A 20283-nucleotide genomic window follows, 5' to 3' on the forward strand; every position below is an offset into this window, starting at 1 on the left:
CAACACCCAGCACTCGCCCAATGTGATCGGTTTTCCGATTACATCCCGCCCCAACACCCAGCACTCGCCCAATGTGATCGGTTTTCCGATTACATTGGGCGCACGTGCAAAAAAGCTCTTCCTGCCCCCAGCGGGACAGGAAGAGCTTTTACCTTTGTACTCACACACTTACCTCGGCTCTAATCCTAGCCTCTACACACCATCTGCCCCATTCAGATATTGACCCGGGCGGTCCAGCTCATAAAGCTTGCGGTAACGCGGCTGCCGCTCCATCAGCTCGGCATGGGTGCCGCGCATCTCCACTTGGCCGTTCTCCATGAAGATGACCTCGTCCATCTGCTCGGCGCCCACCAGATGATGCGTGACCCAGATCAGCGTCTTGCCGGCCATTGCCTCGAACATCGTCGCCAGCAGCTCGCGCTCCGTGCGCGGGTCGAGGCCAACGGTTGGCTCATCCAGCACAACCACCGGCGTATTCTGCAGCAGAATACGGGCCAAGGCCATTCGCTGGCGCTCTCCGCCGGAGAAGCGCTGCCCCGCCTCGCGTACCGGAGTATCATAGCCCTCCGGCAGCGAAGAGATCAGCGTATCCAGCTTCGCCAGGGCTGCCGCCTGCTGGACCGCTGCCTCCGAAGCCCCCGGGTCCCCGAGCCGGATATTGTTCGCCACCGTGGTGTCGAACAGATGCGGGCTCTGGTTCAGCACCGCGATGAGCTGCGGAATCCGCTCACCGTAAGCCGCAGCATCGATCCCGTTAATCGTCACGGAGCCGATGGTGGGCGCAATCACGCCCTGCACCAGCTTGAGCAGTGTCGATTTACCGGCTCCGCTGCGGCCGATCACTGCAACCTTCCGCCCCTGCGGCAGCGCAAGGTCCAACCCCTGAACAGAGAAGTCGTCACCTGCCGCATAGCGGTAGCCCGCCGACTTCAGTTCAATCTGAACCTGTCCGCTAGCCTTAGCCGCCTGCAGCGCAGCGGCAGCCTGAGCTTCCGCTCCGGCACTCCCAGCAGCAGTTCCCGCGCTAAGCGGTGCATCTCCCGCTGCGGCTTCCACGCCCTCCAGCCGCTCCAGTGAATTCCGGTATTGCGGAATTTTCTCCACAGCCTCGGATACGGGCAGGAAGGCATCTGCCACCGGGAAGACCACCAGCACGAACGCCGCAATCAGCGTTCCGGCAATCGCCCCTTCAGCATACTGTCCAGCCGCCCAGTATAACAAAGACAACACGGCCAGGCCAACAACGGCCTGCCCGATGAACATACGCAGCCGTGCCCAGCGCCGCAGCGAACCGTCTATGCGGGCAACCGCCTGTTCGTCCGCTTCGTACGTATCGACGAATTGGCTCTGCCGCCCGCTGATGACCCAGTCACTTAAGCCGAGGACAGCATCTGTCAGCTTTTGATACAGCCGGTTGCGCTCCTGCTTCACCTGACGCTGACGCTTCTGGGTCAACAAGAGGGAGATCAGCGGTAATACGACTACCAGCACCAGCATATAGAGTCCCATAAGCAGAGCAAAGGCCACATCGAACGTCCCGAGCGCAATCATTGCCGCTGCATAGATCAATAGCGCGATAATACTCGGAAAGACCGTACGCAGATACACATTCTGTAAATATTCGATATCATCGGCAAGCATACCGAGAATATCCCCGGTACGGAAGCGCGTGGATAAGAACAGTGCCTGCGGCTCCAGCATATGGTACAGCCGGACCCGCATCTTCGATAGAATGCGCAGAATCGTGTCATGTCCCACCAGCCGTTCCACATAGTGGATGACAGCCCGGCTGGTCCCGAAGGTACGCACACCAACAATGGGGACATAGATCATCAGTATATTTTCCGGCGGAATCGAGGCCTTCGAGATCAGGAAGCCTGAGGTGTACATCAGCGAAGACGCCGAGAAGATTGTCAGTGCGCCCAGCAAGATGATTAACACGAACCGCCAGAAGTAGGCAGAGTAATAGGGAGCAAACCATCCTTCACGTTTCAATGGATTCCCTCCAATTGACTTTGAATAAGCTCATAATAAGCACCCCTCCGCGCAGTCAGCTCGTCGTGTGTGCCTATTTCAGCCACCCGTCCCTGCTGCATAACGACAATCAGATCCATGTCGATCATCCAGTGCAGGCGGTGTGTAGCCAGGAATACCAGCTTACCCTCGAACAGCGGCAGCATCGTCTCCTTCAGCTCATATTCCGTCTCAATGTCCAGATGGGCCGTCGGCTCATCCAGCAGCATGATGGGGCGGCTGCTCAGCAGCGCGCGGGCCAGAGCCACACGCTGCTCCTGTCCGCCGCTGAGCGAACGGCCGCCGCCGCCGATCATTTCGTTCAATCCCTCCGGCAGCGAGGACACCAGCTTCGATAAACCTGCCGACTCCAGCGCGGCAGCTACCGCTTCCTGCGAAGCCTCAGGATAATAGAACCGGACATTATCAGCCAGAGTGCCGCTGAAGATATACGGGCGCTGCGGAATATAAGCCGTCTGCTTCCGCCACCCCTCATCGGTCAGCGCACTGACCAGGCTTCCATTGATCGTAAGGCTTCCGGAGGTTGGATGAAGGAAGCCGCCCAGAATATCTACAAGCGTAGACTTGCCTGCCCCGCTCTCCCCGATAATACCGATTCTGGCATATCCCCTGAAGTCGAGATTCACCCCTTCGAGCGAGGATACACCGTCAGCTTCATATTGTACGCCCACCGCATGAAGCCGAAGTTCACTATCATTGTTCCACGTGAAAACGGCTCCCGGCAGCTCTCCTCCATCGCCCTTTACCGCTCCCTGCCCACCCGGCTCCAGCAGCTTCGCCTGGACCGTCTCACGGTCAATGATGCTCTTCATCGCTTCTCCGGCTTCCTTGCCGTCCAGTGTGGCATGGAAATCTGCACCCACCAGCCGCACCGGCAGGAAATATTCCGGCGCGAGAATCAGGATCGTCAGTCCGGTAACCAGCGTCATCTGCTCATTGACCAGACGCAGACCGAGACTTACCGCTACCGAAGCGACAGACAGCATGGTGAAGAAGTCCAGTGCGAACGATGACAGGAAGGCGACTCGCAACGTACGCATAGTTGCTGAACGGTAGCGGTCACTGACCTTAGCAATACTCTCACTGTGGCTGCGGCTGCGTCCAAGATATTTCAGCGTCTCCAGACCGCGCAGCGAATCCACGAAGTGATTCGATAAGGTACGGTAGGACTTCAGCTGACGGTCCATCTGCTTGCGGGCTGTCATCCCGATCAGGATCATGAATACAATAATGATCGGCATCGTTAAAGTAAGAATGACACCGCTGGACGTATCCAGGGTGAATACATAGATAAGCAGCAGAGCGGGTGTTACCGCCATACCGACCATCCGCGGAATAATCAGCTCCAGGTATGTGCGGAACTTCGTTACTCCTTCAAGCACTAATGTGACCATATTTCCGGTTCCCCGGTCGCCAGCCAGCCGTGGTCCCAGCTGGAACAGCTTGTCCATCATCTGTCTCCGCATGCTGCTGCCGGTCGCTTCCGCGAAGCGGTACGCCGCCCGGCTCATCAGCATAGCGCAGGCATGACGCACAAGAAACGCAAGAAGGAACAAGAGCGCTCTAGCCCCTTGTTCCTTCAGCGGTTCTCCCGCAAACAGCGCAGAGACAGCTTCTGCCAGCGACTTCGCCAGCAGAAGAATGGAGAAGCTTTGCACCAGGGTCAGGAAGCCAACCAGCAGAAAGACAGGCTTAACTCCTTTGTACCCAAGCAAATTTTTATCCATTAGTATTCAAGATGCTCCTTCTCATGAACCCGTTTGTGGAAGATGAAATAACTCCAGATCTGATAGCCCAGCACGAACGGCAGCAGGGTCAGCGCTACAATCGTCATCACCTTCAGCGAATATTGGCCGGAGGCCGCATTCGTAATCGTCAGGTTGAATGCCTGATCCAGCGAGCTGATCATCACCCGCGGGAACAGTCCGATGAAGATCGATGCAACAGACAGCGCCATCACAGCACCAGTCATCCCGAAGGCATAGCCGTCCTTCTTCTTAGTCATGAAATATCCGGCCAGCAGATAAGCGGCTACAGCGAGAACGACTACAATCCACAGCAGCGTTCCGCGTTTATCGAAGATATCTGTCATAGTATATGTCATTACAACGAAGGCTACCAAGAGCGCCGCCAGTGGAATCAGCAGCTTCTGGGCCAGCTTACGCGCCCGTTCCTGCAGATCTCCAAGCGTGCGGAGCGTAGTGAACATCAGCCCGTGCACCAGACACAGCAGGACAACCGTAATCCCTGCAACCACTGTATAAGCATTGACGATATCGAAGAATCCGGCATACATCTGCATATCCTTGTCGATCGGCAAGCCCTTGATGAAGCTGGCGAATACCACGGCGAGCAGGAACGGCGGCAGGAAGCTGCCGAAGAAGATGCAGACATCCCATGTTTTCTGCCAAGCCTTGGAATCGCGCTTGCCTCTGAATTCGAAGGCGACACCACGGGCGATTAGCGCCAGCAGAGCAAATACAAACGGAATATAGAAACCGCTGAACAGCGTAGCATACCAATGCGGGAAGGCCGCGAACATGGCACCGGCACCCGTAATCAGCCATACCTCATTTGCATCCCAGAACGGCCCGATCGAATTGATCAGTATCCGGCGCTCCGTATCATTCTTGGCCAGAATCTGCGTCTCCATCCCTACACCGAAGTCGAAGCCTTCCAGGAAGAAGAATCCAACGAACAGCACCGCAATCAGCAGAAACCATAATTCATTAAGTGACATTGGTTAGCCCTCCTTGTTATACGGATCGTGGGATTCACCGTGTTCGTTATCCATAGCATAAGGACCTTTTTTGATCACTTTGACGAACAGGCCGACTAGCACTGCACCCAATATGGCATAGATCGCGGTAAAAGAAATCACCGAGAACAGCACCTGTCCGCTGGTAATATTAGGTGATACACTGTCTTCTGTAGTCATAAGTCCGAATACAGTCCATGGCTGACGCCCGATCTCTGTCATAATCCAGCCGGCCGTGTTGGCAATCGGCGGAAGCAGCAGTCCCCAGAACATGAAGCGCATGAACCAAGTATTGGGTCTGTCCATCTTTTTACGCCACATCAGGTAGATCGCGTATACCCCAAACAGTATCATCAGCGAGCCTGCAGCCACCATGATCCGGAAGCTCCAGAAGGTTGTTTTGACCGGCGGAATATAATCTCCTGGCCCATAGGCCACTTCATACTCCTGCTGCAGCTCCAGCATCCCCTTCACTTCACCGGAGAATTTACTGTAGGACAGGAAGCTCAGCAGATACGGAACCTGAACTTCATTGCTGTTGGTCTGGTTCTTCACATCGATATTGGCAAATACCGTCCAAGGTGCCGGGTCGCCGCTCTCGCCCCACAGCGCTTCGGATGCCGCCATCTTCATTGGCTGTGTCTCTACCAGATATTGAGCCTGTGCATGTCCTGCAACCGCAACGCCGAAGGATGAGATAACCCCTACAATTGCTGCAATCTCGAATGATTTTCGGAAAAAGGCAACGTCCTGCTTCTTAAGCAATTTGTATGCACTGATCCCTGTTACCAGGAAGGCGCCTGTAGCGTAAGCGGCAAGCACTGTATGCGGAAATTCCACCAGCAGCTGGCCATTTGTAATCAGTGCGAAGATGTCATTCATCTCAGCACGGCCATTGTTAATCTGGAAGCCAACCGGATGCTGCATGAACGAGTTAGCCAGCAGAATCCAGAATGCCGACAGCATCGTTCCGAAGGCGACCAGCCAGATGGATAACAGATGAATCCGCTTGGATACCTTATCCCAGCCGAAGATCCAGATTCCGATGAACGTGGACTCCAGGAAGAAGGCCAACAAGGCTTCAATCGCAAGCGGAGCCCCGAACACATCACCGACGAAGCGCGAATAATCCGACCAGTTCATCCCGAACTGGAACTCCTGCAAGATCCCTGTTACTACACCTACTGCGAAGTTAATCAGGAATAGCTTCCCCCAGAATTGCGCCATTCTTTTGTACTCTTCATTGCCCTTTCTTACGTACATGGTCTCCATAATGGCAATTATGAGCGCAAGTCCGATCGATACTGGCACAAAGAAATAATGAAAAATTGTCGTCGACGCAAATTGTATACGCGACAGCAGTACTGTATCCATATTTCTCCCCTTCCTTCTCCCCATTTCGTTATGTCTATTTTGTCAAATTCCCATCACTCAAAGTGTGATAATTATCACATTATACGCCCCGTTTAGGCATAAAAAACAATAGATTTGTGACAAATATCACAATTTTGCATTTAAAAGCAAAAAAAATAAGACGGTTTCACCGTCTTGAAGGTGTCCTGCATATATAGTTGTCTTGACTCATAAAGGTATTGGTCTAGGTAATGGAAATACCTTTCTTAAGCGATTTGAGATCGCCATTTGAATTAAGCAATTGCGGCAGCATCTTCATGCTACGAACCATTGGGGAATGACAGAGACGGCAGGAAGGCGCATGTTCAAATGCGAAATTATCCCTCATCCATCCATTGCAATCCTCATTGGTACAGGCCCAAATTGCGGTATTTTCTTCCGGTACTTCCTCCAAAGGCTTTTTCCGGTAGTTCATTGCCGTTCCTCCCTTCCTTTATGTTGCAAGCAAGTGATGATAAAAAAAGACCGTCCCAACTTTCACAAGCGGGGACGGTACCTTCTATTAATTACAGTTTTACAACGTTTTCGGCTTGTGGTCCGCGGTTGCCTTGAACAACGTTGAATTCAACGCGTTGGCCTTCGTCCAAAGTTTTGAAGCCGTCGCCAGTGATTGCGCTGAAGTGAACGAATACGTCGCTTCCGCCTTCAACTTCGATGAAACCGAATCCTTTTTCTGCGTTGAACCATTTAACTGTACCTGTTTGCATGTGTGTTACCTCCACAAATTTAAATTAATATGTTCTTTTTATCTTCAGACAAAGAAAAAATTCACACATTGAGAAAGGTTGTAGCTTTGGTTGACAGCCCTTTTCAATGCGAGAATAAGGTATCAATGTAAGAACAATTTCATGTTACCACACCTTAATAACAAAGGCAAGCTGTTCTATCCTAATTCCTCCGTTTTTTCCCTTATAAGGACTACTTCCCAATGTAAGGGCTACCAGTCATAATAAATTGTAATATTTATACCCATTGCTACCAATTACCCCATTTATTTATTCTTGAAACAGCCCCGCCCTCTTCTTTTTTTCCTGAAAAGGACGGCTTGAACTGTTTCCGTAATCGTGACTGCCTCATTATTATATACGGCCATTTCCAATTTTATTCCTCTGGCTTCTCAAGAAGCTGGACTGTGGTCTGCTTCACTTCACCATTGCGGTAATAGGTAATCTTCAGCTTATCGCCGATCTTGGTATGATCGTACAGATATTTGCGCAGCGACAGCGTGGAGGTAATCGGCTTATCGTTGAACTTGGTAATCACATCGTTAAGCTGCAGACCCGCTTCCTTCGCCGGTCCCACAGCATCCAGAACCACAACCCCATCGGTCACTAGAGACGGAAGATTGAGCTCCTTACGCTGGTCATCGGCCAGCGGTACATAAGGATTATTCAGATCCACTGAATAGACGCCCAGGTATGACCGGGCTATCCGGCCTTTGGAGGTAAGCTCATTGGCTGTATCCACCACATGATTGGAGGGAATCGCAAAGCCCAGTCCCTCTACCCCCGTATCGGAGATCTTCATCGTATTGATACCAATCACCTTGCCGTCCAGATCCACTAGTGCGCCCCCGCTGTTGCCCTCGTTAATGGCCGCATCCGTCTGGATCACTTCCTGCTCCCAATCGTACACGCCATCCTGGTTCAGTGACACCGGTATCGTCCGCTCTGTGTAGCTGACTATGCCGGAAGTCAGTGTATCTCCAAGCCCCAGCGGGTTGCCGATGGCAATGACAGTCTCACCCAGACGCAGCTTGGAGGAATCCCCAATCTCAGCAATCCGGTCGATTCCCTTGCCGTCAATGGAGAGCACAGCAATATCGCTCACCTTGTCGGCACCTACCAGCTCCGCCTTGTGTGTCACGCCGTCTACTGTAACCACTTCCAGCTTGCCGGCACCCTCAATGACATGATTATTCGTGATGATAAATGCCTTATTGTCATCCTTCTTATAGATAACTCCCGAGCCTAGCGCGGATTCATCGAGAATATTAAGTTCCTTATTATCTTGTTTATGATTAATGATGCTCACTACCGCAGGGCGGATATGTGCAGCAGCCTGAATAATCCGGTCATACGGATCTGCGCTGCTCGCAGCCACCTTATCAATAACCACCGGAGCCTGAGCTCTCTCAGCGGCGAACTGTCCCGTTACCAGACTGAACAGCAGCACAGCCGCTACAGCACTGCAGACAGAGCTGATCAGCGAGATCTGCCAGGTTGCCAGCGACCGCTTCGATTTGCGGACAGCCCACTTGCCGTCAGCATATCCGCCGGTTGATTTAGATTTGCCGCTTTTGCGCCGTGACACCTTGGTTGAATAGAAATCATCATCAAATAATCCCATGTTACACTCTCTCCCCTCTATTGCCACCGCATTCACGACCTGAACGCCAAGCAACCACGCCCGAGCTTAACCGCTATATCTCTTAGACTTCATGAAGTACTAAAAGGTTTCACTTGATTTATTCACCACATTCCAGTGGGTTCTAAGCGCAAGGGATGTCTATTATTCTAATAAGCTACTAAAAAGTTTAACAGCTTGTATCCGGAATATTTTGCAACTTAAAAGACTACAATAGGATTAGAACGCTCTATATGATTGTATCACAGGCAGCCGCGCTGCCCACATGTTTTCTATGTTAAATAAATGTAAATTATTCACAGCTTTAATACTATCCATTTCACAAGGAGGGCCGGACTATGGAGTCTTTTTCAACAAGTAAGGATCTGGTGCAATTCATTGGCAAGCTGGGGGACCTGAAGGATGAGCATTATCAGCTGATTCTTGTCCAGCATGCAATGATTGAGCTGTTAATTGATAAAGGGCTATTCTCCCGCCAGGAGCTGGAGCACAAGATTACCGAGGTTGACCGTCTTATGACTGGCTCACCTTATCCCATGGCGTAGGCCGGTCATAGTAGGTGTCGCAGAGCCTGAACTCACTGTCTTTGTAAAAGCAGCCCCGGTCCTCCATCGCCCCGCGCACGGACATCTTCGCCAGATCCATCATATTATGGTCTCTGCTCAGATGTGCCAGATAGGCGCGCTTGGTCCGCCCGCTCAGAATCTCGCTGAGCGCTGCGCCTGCCGCCTCATTGGACAGATGCCCCAGATCGCCGAGAATCCGCCGCTTCGTATTCCAGGGATAACGCCCCATCCGCAGCATTTCGATATCATGATTCGACTCCAGCACCAGCACATCGGCATCCGATATGGCCGTTCTCACCTTGTCGCTGACATACCCGAGGTCTGTAGCAACACACAGTTTCTCCTTGCCGTCATAGAAATTGTAAGCTACCGGCTCTGCAGCATCGTGGGAGATGGCGAAGGATTCCACCCGCATACTGCCGAAATCCCGGTGCTGCCCGGTCTCCATAATGACCCGGTTATGCTCCTCAATCTTGCCAATCCCCTTCTCAATCGCTCCCCAGGTGTTCGAATTCGCATAGATCGGAAGATTATACTTGCGGGCCATCGCGCCCAGCCCCTTAATATGATCCGAATGCTCGTGGGTCACAAGAATTCCGTCCAGCTCCGCTCCCGTCAGTTCGCGCATGGCCAGCAGCTCGTCAATCCGCTTCGCGCTCAGACCCGCGTCGATCATAAGTGTGGTCTCGCCGTTACGCACCACTGTCACATTCCCGGTAGAACCGCTGGACAGTACTGTAAATGAAATCCCCATATCTCTCCTGCTCCTTCTACTCTGTTGTCTTCGGACTGATAATGTCCGCACTGATCGCATCCATATAATAAGCGCTGCCGTCCTCCAGCATGAACCGCCACATCGGCGAAGCCACCTGGCTCTCGGAGTTGAACAGCTCGCCGTAATAGCCCAGCTCAATCTCCTTCACTGCAGAACCCGCAGGAAAATACTTCTCGATCAGACTGCTAAGCGCCTGCGAAGCCGGAAGCACCTTCTGCAGATCCTCGCTCCGGCTTGCTGCGATCTCAATCTTCGGCCAGCGGTAGGCCACAATCTTCTGGTCACTGTTAATCAGCTCCAGCCGCACTCTGAACAGAGACCACTTGTTATCCACCAGCGGATGGAGGACGAACTTGCCGACCTCACTCTCCTGTGAATCGAACCGGTAATTGGCAATGTCGGGAATCTGGCTCTTCAGCAGATTGCTAAGCTCCGAGAACGAGGAGTACATCAGCTTGCTGTCGATCGGCTCCTTAAGCTTCACAGGCAGTTCATTCTGCTCTTCGGCCGAATAACGGTATGTGATATCAGGCAGCTGCGGAGTGGCAGCCGGAATCGGGCACAGCAGCCGGATGTTCTTCTCCTCCATCACCGCCTGAGTCTCTGCGGACAGGGAAGTGAAGTCAAGTCCCGCACTGACCTGATCGCGCACATCGATCCATAGCTGATAGCACAGCAGCAGATTCAGCACCAGAAAGGCATATATCAATACACTCTTGGCCCTTCCCCAGTCCATAACGTCCCTCCTCGAATCGGTATTCTGTCCGCTTGGCTTAACTCCGCCCTAATTCAATGTAAGCTCACTGCCATCGCTAAGCGTAACCCGCCAGACGGGATGAAGCTGCAGCTTCTCCCCGGCCAGCGCAGGCATATAGGCAGGCGTAAGCTCAATGATCCGCAAGGAGCTGCCGATCTGCGCCAGCCGCTGCTTCAGCAGTTCGCCGCCGGGTAGCTCGACAATGGTCTTCTCAGACTTGTCCTCATTCGTATACATCAGGGAGCGCTCATAGGAAGAGACCGTTCCCTGCTGGAGCTCCAGATGAATTACGCCATACTGAAGCTGCGGATTGCTCATGATCGGATAGGAGCCGGACGGATAAGCGCCATAATATTGTTGAAAAGAAACCTTGCGGTCCTGCCGGCCCTCCTCCGTAGCAGCCAGCCTGTAGGTTCCGTTCCAGCCGCCATGGTTATTGACGAATTCCACCGCCTCCAGCGCATCCTTTGCCGGTGTGCTGTCGCCATCCGGAAGTGCAGCCGGGTCGCTATAACTCATCCAGTTCTGCTCCTGGTCCACCTGCAGGCTGCGTTTGCTGTCCGTGTAAATTTTGGAACCGTCCTTCTCAGGAATGTATCTTGTATTGCCTGCATCGAAGAACAAATTGCTTTGCATTTGCTCAATGGTATACATACCCGCAGGCATCACGACTTTAACCAGCGGTACATCCGCCTCAGGGACATAATACTCACCGTTCACAGCTGTATACAGAGTCAGATTCTTGCCGAAGTCCACATGCTGCTGCACATCCTGAACCGTAAGATCGGCCTTAGCCGCCTCGTACACAATATCCCCGCGTGTGCTGAAGAAGATGACATGGGCTTTGGAGTCATTTTTGATATTGTAGATCCAGATCCGGTCAATGCTCTCCCCCTCGAACAGCGAATCCGGCGAGATCTGCATGACCCGCTGCAGCAGCGTTACCGGAATGCCTGCCCCGAACGACAGCTCAATGCCCGGATTCTCGCTGCGGATCTTGTCCCAGTCGAAATCCTGTACGGACCGCCGCTGGAAGCTCTCGAAGCTGCGTCCCTTCAGGCGGTTCATAATCAGATTATAGAAGGTGGAGCTGGGGTAGAATAGTGTATGCTTATCCCCGCCCATATGAATAATCATTTTATCGGGGTAGAGCAGGTTCTCCACCTTTTCCTTCAGTCCCATATTATCCGTCTTCACATATAAGGTCTTCGACAACACTGCCGAATCACTGCCGGGCAGCCTGTAGATCAGGTAATAGCTCTCCACGAGACTTCCGAGTATAAGCAGGACCAGCATCCATGACTTGATTCTCTCCTTCACGCCCCACTCCCCCTTTGCTTCATCAAAGGCAGTGTGAATGTGACCAGCGAGCCCTCATTCAGCTCCGATTGCAGGGAGATGGAGCCGCCGTGGGCTTTGACAATTTCCCGGGCAATGGACAGCCCCAGACCTGTTCCGCCCATGTTCCGCGAGCGTGCCTTATCCACCCGGTAGAAGCGTTCAAAGATGCGCTCAATATCCTTCTTCGGAATCCCTATACCGGAGTCGCGGACAGACACGGCCAGCATGCCGTCCTCGCTCTTATGCGCCTCCAGCTGGATTGTCCCGCCCTCTGGCGTATACTTGAGGGCATTGGAGACCAGATTGCCCAGCACCTGATCAATCTGGTCGCGGTCCAGCCAGGCTGTAGCGACATCCTTACGCACCCTGGTGCTGATGTGAATCCGCTTCTGGCGGATCTGGAAGGAGAAGCGGTCCGCCACATCCTCCAGCATCTCGGTGATATCCGTCTGCTGGATGCGCAGGCTGGATTCCTTAGAATCAAGCCGCGACAGATGCAGCAGATCCGTAACCAGCCGGATCATGCGCTCCGTCTCATTACGGATAACGCCGACGAACCGCACGGCGAGCTGCGGATCTTCAAGTGCTCCGTCATCCAGCGCCTCCGCATAGCTCTTGATCGTCGTAAGCGGCGTCCGCAGCTCATGCGACACATTCGCCACGAACTCCCGGCGGGACTCCTCCAGATTCTCCTGCTCCGTAACATCCTGCAGCACCGCAATCGTCCCGGCGATCCGTCCGCCTTCGCGGCGGTGAATCGGGGTGAAGGTCACCCGCACAATATTGGGATCCTCGCCGACCATAGGAGACAGATGGAGCATAGCAGACTGGGGAACGCCCTGGGTCACCGAGACAGACTGCTCAGGCTCCAGCCCCAGCAGCCCGCCAAGCGAGGCTCCTGCCGGAAGCGGTCCTTCCGCGCCCAGCATCAGGGCAGCGCGTGTATTCATCAGAATCACCGCGCCGCTCTCGTCTGTGGCTACGACACCGTCACTCATATTGGCGAGAATGGACGACAGCTTCTCCTTCTCCTCTTCGTTCTGCAGCAGCGCCTCGCGCAGCCGGTCCGTCATATAGTTGAAGGCCTGGCTCAGCTGGCCAATCTCATCATTGCCGAACACAGGAACCTTCCGGTTGAAGCGCCCTTCGGCCACAGCCGTGGCATGCTTGGTCATCTCCTTAATCGGATGTGTGATCGTATGGGCCAGAATGACACCCAGTACGGCCGTCAACGCCAGCGCCAGCAGCAGCCCCGAGAGGAACACACTGTTAATCCGGCTCATGGTGGCATATAAGTCTTTCATATCGGCAGCTATATAGATGGCGCCTACCACCTTATCACCGGAAATTACCGGCTTCGCCACTACCTTCTTACGCACATTATCATCAGCGATGATATATTCCTCATTATCGCTGATCCCCTGCAAGGCGCGGCTGACCACGGTCTGCGTGTTCCGCTGGCCGACATAGTCATTCTGTGAAGGGATCGAGGTGGTAATAATCTTGCCGCTCGCATCCAGCACCTGAATTTCTGCACCATTGATATACAGATTATTCACCATGCCGCGCAGGCTCTCCACCGCCGACTCCTCATCGGCTGTCCCTGTCTCACTGCCGAATTTGTCAGCGGTGAGGATCGAGAGCATCTCGGCGCGGGCCTTCAGGTCCTTGGTGAAGTTATCCGTCAGCGAGTTCTTCATCGAGCTGACAAAGTATACGCCGATCAGCTGCATCGCAATCAGAATCAGCAGCACGTAGATTACGATAAGCCTGGCCTGAATCGTCCGGAAAAAGGACAGTGCCTTCATTACAACCCTCCGTTTTTGGGGCTATGCATCAAATAACCGAGTCCGCGCCGGGTATGAATATACTCCGGCTTGCTGGGATTCTCCTCAATTTTTTCTCTGAGCCGGCGGATGGTCACATCCACCGTCCGCACATCGCCGAAATATTCGAAGCCCCACACAGCCTGCAGCAGATGCTCCCGGGTCATTACCTTGCCCGCATGGCGGATCATATAATAGAGCAGCTCATATTCACGATGTGTCAGATCCAGCGGCTCACTATCCTTGTAGACCATGTACATATCCGTATCAATGAATAATCCGAAATGATAGACACCCTGCTTGCTCTCCACTGTCTCACTCGGCGCTTCCGACGGGGACGGCTTATGCTGGCGCCGCATTTGGGCCTTAACCCTGGCCAGCAGCTCACGTGTACTGAACGGCTTGGTCACATAATCATCCGCACCAAGCTCCAGACCCAGCACTTTATCAATCTCCCCATCCTTGGCGGTAAGCATAATGATAGGAATATCCAGATGGGCAGAGCGCACCTCACGGCAGACATCCATTCCGTCCTTGCCGGGCAGCATGAGATCCAGCAGCATCAGATCGGGGCGTTTGGACAGAGCCAGCTCCACCGCACTGTTGCCGTCGAAGGCGCAGATGACCTCGTAGCCCTCTTTTTCCAGATTGAATTTCAATATATCAGCAATAGGTTGTTCATCATCCACTACAAGAATCGTTCCCATTTGCATATGCTCAGCTTCACCTTTCTAACGATACTCGAAACCCTGATTCCTTTATTTTAACATACCTGCCTTAGCGTCACATCTATATAAGATGCCAGTTCAAAGAGAAATAAAAACCGCCCGAAATAATCCGGACGGCAGAGAAGAATTATAGAATGGTGGTCTAGCTCTTATCCATTACTTCAGGTATTTCATTGGATTGATGGCCGTCCCGTTCTTGCGGATCTCGAAATGCAGATGCGTCCCCGTCGAGCGCCCGGTGCTGCCCATAATTCCGATGGGGCTGCCCTGTCCCAGCTTCTGTCCGGTAGAGACCGAAATACTGCTTAAATGCCCATAGTACGTAACGTATCCGTTGTTATGGTTAACGATCACCACATTGCCGTACCCGTTCTGCACACCGGCGAAGCTGACCGTCCCAGCGTCCGCAGCCTTGATCGTGCGGTTGCCCGATACCAGATCGACTCCCTTGTGTGTGCGTCCCCAGCGCTCGCCGTAGCTGCTGGAGATCATCGCTCCGCTAACCGGCCAGGCGAACATTCCTGTTCCTTCACCTACAACCTTGGTGCCGGAATAGACCACTTCAGGCAGAGAAGCCTTCACTACGCTCTGGCCCAGCCACTCCTCCTGAACCACCTGTCCGTTCTCTTTGGTCAGCCTGTACTTCATCGTTTTGAGCCCGGTTTGTCCGGGGCGGACTACCTTCCGCTTGCCTGCCGGCAGCTGGTCACTCTTGCGGATAATAACCTCAGGCTCCGTGACCACCTCTTCAGTTACCTGTTCTACGGTCACGACCGTTAGGTCAGGCTGTGGCACCGTTAGCTGCAATTCATCCCCAATCTGCAGACTAAGCTCCTTCACCTCGGGATTATTGCGGAAAATCTCCGCCTGAGTGATATTGAACCGGGAAGCAATAGCGGAGACTGTGTCGCCTTCTTGAACCGCATAGCGCAGCGGCGCCTCCCTGCCTTCGGTCAGCACCTTCACTGCCTCTTCTACACTAAGCACCTTATTGGGATCGGCCTTCACCGGAACAATATTAACTTTCTCCCGGATCTTGACTGACTCCACCTGATCATTGGCGGCTGAACCAGCCGCTCCCGCCTTGGCCGCTGTCTTCTTCAGCTTCGCACCCGGAGCTGCCGCCTTCTGCGGAGCGTAATGCGCCTTAACGGCCTGAAGCACCGCCGCCGCCGTCTCCTGATCCTTCACAATCCCGAGTGGTTCCCCATCCACAGCCAGTTGTACGCCTACGGCATAAGCCTTGAGCATACCATCCAGCTTGTCCAGTGTAGCCTCGCTGTTAATCTCCGGCTTGTAAGCCCGCTGGGCCTCGGTCGTAATACCGCCGGTCTGTAGGACCATCACAGAGTCAGGATACTTGAGCTGATATTCCCGTCTCTTCTCCTCGAACAGCTTGTTCAAATCCGCCTGCTGGTTCAGCGCTCCAATCTCCTCACCGTTCACCAGCACTTTGTAATAGGTTACTGTATTCGCTGCTACCTGCTTCTTCTGTGCCCCCACCAGGAAGGTGGTCAGCAGAACCAGACCGGCAGAAGCCAGTATCCATGAACGCCGGCGGCGGGATTTCATCTCCGGCTGAAAGACACGGGGTTCACCCGAAGTTATTGCATCCTTACCTTGTTCACCTGCAGCACCAGATCCTGCGGATGCTTCTGCACGGTTCCGCAGGTTCCCCATCCGGCGTATAAACTTAAATCCTTTCATGAAACTCTCCCTTTCGGCTGTAAAAACAAGAATGTATATGCTTCGCGCATCCGATTTGCATGAGTACGAATATGACTGTATGACGCATACGAAAAAGGTTACAAAATATTAACCCTTATTAGTCCTTTTTTACTGTACCATAGCCTGAAGAAAAATTTCAACTTTGCTCCCATAGCAAAACCCGCCAATTTCGCGGGTTTATTCCCAAAATATGCGTTTTAAACAGCCAAATCTTGTCCAAAAAATGACAATTCTTAATTCTGATTCGTCCCTCCGCTATCTGGTGTAAGCATTTTCATCAGCGCCTTATACTCATTCTCATCTACGTACTTCGCAATGATACCCTGCAGTTCCGTTACTTCGCTCTCTGTCAAGCCGCCCTCCAGGGCAGCGGAGATCTTGATCATCTCCTCCTGGGGAAGCTTATTCATCAAAATATTGAAGATATTGGATTTCGCATTAGCGGGCAGGTTCTCCTTTAGATCATTCATAGCCTCCGGCGTCATTACCAGATTCTGGTCCAGCCCCTGCTCACTCTGTTCTTCTCCCGAAGCGGCTTGTCCCATCACAGGCAGTGCATTATCGGGCACCGTCTCGTCTACCGATTTCTCTTGAAGATTCCCGGCTTTTCCGCCACTGCTGTCCTTCTTCTCTACCTCCGTCTTGCTTGAATCAGCCTCCTTAGTGGAGTTTTTAGTCTCGTTTGAGGCCGCTTTGGAATTCTCCTTGGGGGCAGCCCCGCTGCCTCCCATACCGGTCAGACTCTTCACGAAGCCGCCGATTCCCGGCCCCGGCCCGTCCAGCTTGATATCGAAGCTGGCCAGCACCGACTGGATATACGTATTCACCACATAGGCCGTTGTCAGCATGGACAGGCCGCTCGCCAGCACCACAATCAGGCAGATGCTCAGCGCACGCTTCACTATTTTCACCAACATCACTCCCTTACACCCTGCTCTATTCAACCTCAGAAGAATCGGTTCGCTATGATCCCATTCTCACAGTATTGACTAGAACAACGTCCGGGAAACGTCCCCGAAGCACATTAAAGCTGATTACCTGCTGATCAATAATCCTGACAAAACAAAAACAGGAGCCTCACCGAGGCCCCTGCTCCTATACGTATCTATTTAGTTCTGCTTCAGTCTAGATATAGATTGGCAGTACTTGATTAGTCTGTTCACGGTTGCGGCCCACAGAGAAGATCGAGATCGGAATCCCCGTCAGCTCCGATACACGTTCCACGTATTTGCGTGTGTTGGCCGGCAGATCCTCCAGCGTCTTCGCCCCAGTGATGTCTTCGCTCCAGCCTGGAAGCTCCTCGTAGACCGCTTCACACTCTGCCAGCATTTTCAGGCTTGCCGGGTAATGTGTGATAATATCTCCTCGGTACTTGTAGCCGGTGCAGATCTTCACAGTCTCAAGACCGCTCAGGACATCCAGCGAGTTCAGCGACAGGCCGGTGATTCCGCTGACGCGGCGGGCGTGACGCACAACCACACTGTCGAACCAGCCCACGCGGCGGGCGCGTCCGGTTACGGTTCCGTACTCATGCCCGGTCTCGCGGATATAATCACCGGTCGCATCGTTCAGCTCTGTAGGGAACGGGCCGTCTCCTACGCGGGTAGTATAAGACTTCGCCACACCGATAACCTGCTTGATCTTGGACGGACCCACGCCCGAACCGATGCAGACGCCGCCAGCCGAAGGATTCGATGAAGTAACGAACGGATAAGTTCCCTGGTCGATATCGAGCATCACGCCCTGCGCACCTTCGAACAGCACCCGGGAATCCGCATCAATCGCATCATTCAGTACCACCGAAGTATCGGTTACATAGCCGCGCAGCACTTCTGCATACTCCAGATATTTGGTCAGAATCTCTTCCACATTCAGCGGCTCAGCGCCGTATACCTGAGTGATCACCTGATTCTTCTCTTCCATCAATGGACGAAGTCTCAGCTCGAATTCCTCAGCGTCCATCAGATCAGCAATCCGGATGCCGTTACGGGCAGCCTTATCCATGTAGCACGGGCCGATCCCCTTGCGTGTTGTACCGATTTTGTTCGGGCCTTTGCGGTCTTCCTCAAGCGCATCCAGCACCATATGATAAGGCATAATGACATGCGCACGATCGCTGATTACCAGGTTCTTCGTATCGAAGCCATTGTCATGAATATAATTAATTTCTTGGATCAGCGCTTCCGGGTTAATGACCATTCCGTTGCCGATAACACAAGTCTTCTCTTTATAAAATACACCAGATGGAATCAAGCTCAGCTTGAACTTCTTTCCGTCAATCAGAATCGTGTGACCGGCATTGTTACCCCCTTGATACCGGGCGACCACATCTGCACTTTCCGCCAGAAAATCCGTGATCTTGCCTTTGCCTTCGTCTCCCCATTGTGTTCCCACGACGACTACCGTTGACATGTACATTCCTCCGTAGGTGCTAGCAAGCACCATTATTTTTCCGCTTATCATAGGGGCTCTGTACGCGCTTCATCTTGTACGCAGCCCTCCGGACACCAGGCGGGCAGGCCGCCAAAGCACAATAATCAGTGTAACAGCGGCACTTTTTAAAGTCAAATAAAAACGAACGATCACAGACTGAAATGTGCGATCGTTCGTGTATTGTGCGAAGTTTGCCTAACCTGCAAACGGTTCTGCATGGGCCCGCTCGTAGTTGACGAACTTGTTGAAGTTCTTGAGGAACACAAGCTCCACCGTCCCTACCGGACCGTTACGCTGCTTGGCAATAATAATTTCGATAATGTTCTTCTTCTCGGTATCCTGATTGTAATAATCATCACGGTACAAGAAGGCTACGATATCGGCATCCTGCTCGATAGAGCCTGATTCACGAAGGTCACTCATCATCGGCCGTTTGTCCTGGCGCTGCTCCACACCGCGGCTGAGCTGGGACAAGGCAATAACCGGAACGTCAAGCTCACGGGCGATCTGCTTCAGGGTACGGGAGATTTCCGATACCTCCTGCTGGCGGTTCTCGCCGGCCTTGCCCCGGCCCTGGATCAGCTGCAGGTAGTCGATGACAATCATTCCGAGTCCCTTTTCCTTCTTGAGCCGGCGGCATTTCGCCCGGATATCGGTAACTGTGATGCCCGGAGTATCGTCGATGTAGATTTCGGACTCGGACAGCGACTGGATGCCCATCGTGAGCTTGGACCAGTCATCATCGCTCTTGAAATCACCGGTACGCATAATATTGGCGTCCAGATTGGCCTCTGCGCAGATCATACGCTGAACCAGCTGGGGCGCCGACATTTCCAGACTGAAGATGGCTACCGTCTCCTTCGCCCGCACCGCCACATTCTGCGCGATATTCAGAGCGAAGGCCGTCTTCCCGACGGAAGGACGGGCCGCCACAATAATCAAGTCATTGCGCTGAAAGCCGTTCGTCATATGGTCCAGGTCAACGAACCCGGTTGGAATCCCCGAGGTTCCGCCTTTATTCTGATGGAGCAGCTCGACCCGGTCGAATACCTGCATGAGCACATCGCGGATGGCAATGAACCCGCTGCCGCTGCGGCGGTTCGAGATCTCCAGGATTCGCCGCTCGGCGTCACTCAGCATAATACCTACGTCTTCGCCGCCGGTATAGCCTTCGCTGACAATCTGCGTGGCTGTGCGGATCAGCCGCCGCAGCATCGCCTTCTCTTCAATAATCTGGGCGTAATAATCGACGTTGGCTGCAGTCGGCACCGCATGCGCCAGCTTCGCCAGATAGCTGACACCGCCGATATCCTCAAGCTCCCCCTTATCCTGGAGCCGGGATGTCAATGTAATCAGGTCAATCGGCTGGCTCTCTTCTCCGAGCTGCACCATCGCCTCAAATATCATCTGATGCGGTTTGTCGTAGAAGTCTTCGGTATTCACCCGCTCCATCGCGGTAATTAACGCCTCATCCGACAGTAGAACTGCACCCAGTACGGCCTGTTCTGCCTCCAGATTCTGCGGGGGAACCCGATCGAAAAAGAGATCTCCACCCAT

17 protein-coding genes are annotated in these 20283 nt (G+C 53.2%); 1 reads left to right on the forward strand and 16 read right to left on the reverse strand.

The window, feature by feature from the left end:
- Positions 1 to 192: 192 nt before the first annotated feature.
- From cydC to J2Z70_RS30825, 7 genes are all read right to left on the reverse strand, one after another.
- Positions 193 to 1995 carry a thiol reductant ABC exporter subunit CydC gene (cydC, locus tag J2Z70_RS30795; RefSeq protein WP_209879251.1) on the reverse strand — a complete coding sequence of 601 codons (1803 nt, stop codon included), beginning with the start codon at positions 1993 to 1995 and terminating at the stop codon, positions 193 to 195.
- Positions 1992 to 3761 carry a thiol reductant ABC exporter subunit CydD gene (gene cydD / locus J2Z70_RS30800; protein WP_036728014.1) on the reverse strand — a complete coding sequence of 590 codons (1770 nt, stop codon included), beginning with the start codon at positions 3759 to 3761 and terminating at the stop codon, positions 1992 to 1994. Before cydD ends, cydC begins: the two co-directional genes overlap by 4 nt.
- Positions 3761 to 4774: a cytochrome d ubiquinol oxidase subunit II gene (cydB, locus tag J2Z70_RS30805; protein ID WP_036728016.1), complete on the reverse strand. Its 1014-nt coding sequence runs from the start codon at positions 4772 to 4774 to the stop codon at positions 3761 to 3763. Before cydB ends, cydD begins: the two co-directional genes overlap by 1 nt.
- A 3-nt stretch (positions 4775 to 4777) precedes the next feature.
- A complete protein-coding gene (locus J2Z70_RS30810; RefSeq protein WP_209879254.1) occupies positions 4778 to 6166 on the reverse strand; it encodes a cytochrome ubiquinol oxidase subunit I in 1389 nt (462 codons plus the stop codon).
- 223 nt (positions 6167 to 6389) lie between these two features.
- Entirely contained in the window at positions 6390 to 6620 is a 231-nt protein-coding gene (locus J2Z70_RS30815; RefSeq protein ID WP_036699797.1) for a cold-shock protein, read from the reverse strand.
- 91 nt (positions 6621 to 6711) lie between these two features.
- Positions 6712 to 6912 (reverse strand): cold-shock protein, encoded by a 201-nt coding sequence (locus J2Z70_RS30820; protein WP_019914582.1) that lies wholly within the window; start codon positions 6910 to 6912, stop codon positions 6712 to 6714.
- A 394-nt stretch (positions 6913 to 7306) separates the two neighbouring features.
- Complete coding sequence (locus tag J2Z70_RS30825; protein ID WP_209879257.1) at positions 7307 to 8554, reverse strand: S1C family serine protease; 1248 nt, start codon at positions 8552 to 8554, stop codon at positions 7307 to 7309.
- A 356-nt stretch (positions 8555 to 8910) separates the two neighbouring features.
- Here J2Z70_RS30825 and J2Z70_RS30830 point away from each other — a divergent pair, with 356 nt between their 5' ends.
- Complete coding sequence (locus J2Z70_RS30830) at positions 8911 to 9117, forward strand: hypothetical protein (RefSeq protein WP_209879260.1); 207 nt, start codon at positions 8911 to 8913, stop codon at positions 9115 to 9117.
- On the opposite strand, the gene J2Z70_RS30835 is transcribed toward J2Z70_RS30830, so the two are convergent.
- The 9 genes from J2Z70_RS30835 to dnaB form a co-directional block, all read right to left on the reverse strand.
- The gene (locus tag J2Z70_RS30835) at positions 9086 to 9892 is read right to left on the reverse strand and encodes an MBL fold metallo-hydrolase (protein WP_036699804.1); all 807 of its coding nucleotides are present in this window, start codon (positions 9890 to 9892) and stop codon (positions 9086 to 9088) included. The two genes, J2Z70_RS30830 and J2Z70_RS30835, sit on opposite strands and share 32 nt — an antisense overlap.
- Positions 9893 to 9908: 16 nt before the next feature.
- Positions 9909 to 10649, reverse strand: a complete 741-nt coding sequence (gene yycI, locus J2Z70_RS30840) for a two-component system regulatory protein YycI (protein WP_076081897.1) — start codon at positions 10647 to 10649, stop codon at positions 9909 to 9911.
- 48 nt (positions 10650 to 10697) lie between these two features.
- Positions 10698 to 11990, reverse strand: coding sequence for a YycH family regulatory protein (locus J2Z70_RS30845; RefSeq protein WP_076081898.1), 1293 nt, complete (start codon positions 11988 to 11990; stop codon positions 10698 to 10700).
- Positions 11987 to 13819 carry a cell wall metabolism sensor histidine kinase WalK gene (gene walK / locus J2Z70_RS30850; protein WP_209879263.1) on the reverse strand — a complete coding sequence of 611 codons (1833 nt, stop codon included), beginning with the start codon at positions 13817 to 13819 and terminating at the stop codon, positions 11987 to 11989. Before walK ends, J2Z70_RS30845 begins: the two co-directional genes overlap by 4 nt.
- Complete coding sequence (gene yycF, locus J2Z70_RS30855) at positions 13819 to 14550, reverse strand: response regulator YycF (protein ID WP_036728027.1); 732 nt, start codon at positions 14548 to 14550, stop codon at positions 13819 to 13821. Before yycF ends, walK begins: the two co-directional genes overlap by 1 nt.
- 171 nt (positions 14551 to 14721) lie before the next feature.
- Positions 14722 to 16272, reverse strand: a complete 1551-nt coding sequence (locus tag J2Z70_RS30860; RefSeq protein ID WP_209879266.1) for a peptidoglycan DD-metalloendopeptidase family protein — start codon at positions 16270 to 16272, stop codon at positions 14722 to 14724.
- A gap of 254 nt (positions 16273 to 16526) precedes the next feature.
- The gene (locus J2Z70_RS30865; RefSeq protein WP_209879269.1) at positions 16527 to 17210 is read right to left on the reverse strand and encodes a hypothetical protein; all 684 of its coding nucleotides are present in this window, start codon (positions 17208 to 17210) and stop codon (positions 16527 to 16529) included.
- A 208-nt stretch (positions 17211 to 17418) separates the two neighbouring features.
- The gene (locus tag J2Z70_RS30870; RefSeq protein ID WP_076081902.1) at positions 17419 to 18705 is read right to left on the reverse strand and encodes an adenylosuccinate synthase; all 1287 of its coding nucleotides are present in this window, start codon (positions 18703 to 18705) and stop codon (positions 17419 to 17421) included.
- Positions 18706 to 18921: 216 nt separating this feature from the next.
- Positions 18922 to 20283: a replicative DNA helicase gene (dnaB, locus tag J2Z70_RS30875; RefSeq protein WP_036699821.1), complete on the reverse strand. Its 1362-nt coding sequence runs from the start codon at positions 20281 to 20283 to the stop codon at positions 18922 to 18924.

It is taken from the genome of Paenibacillus silagei (assembly GCF_017874735.1).
Taxonomy (GTDB): Bacteria; Bacillota; Bacilli; order Paenibacillales; family Paenibacillaceae; genus Paenibacillus_AQ; species Paenibacillus_AQ silagei.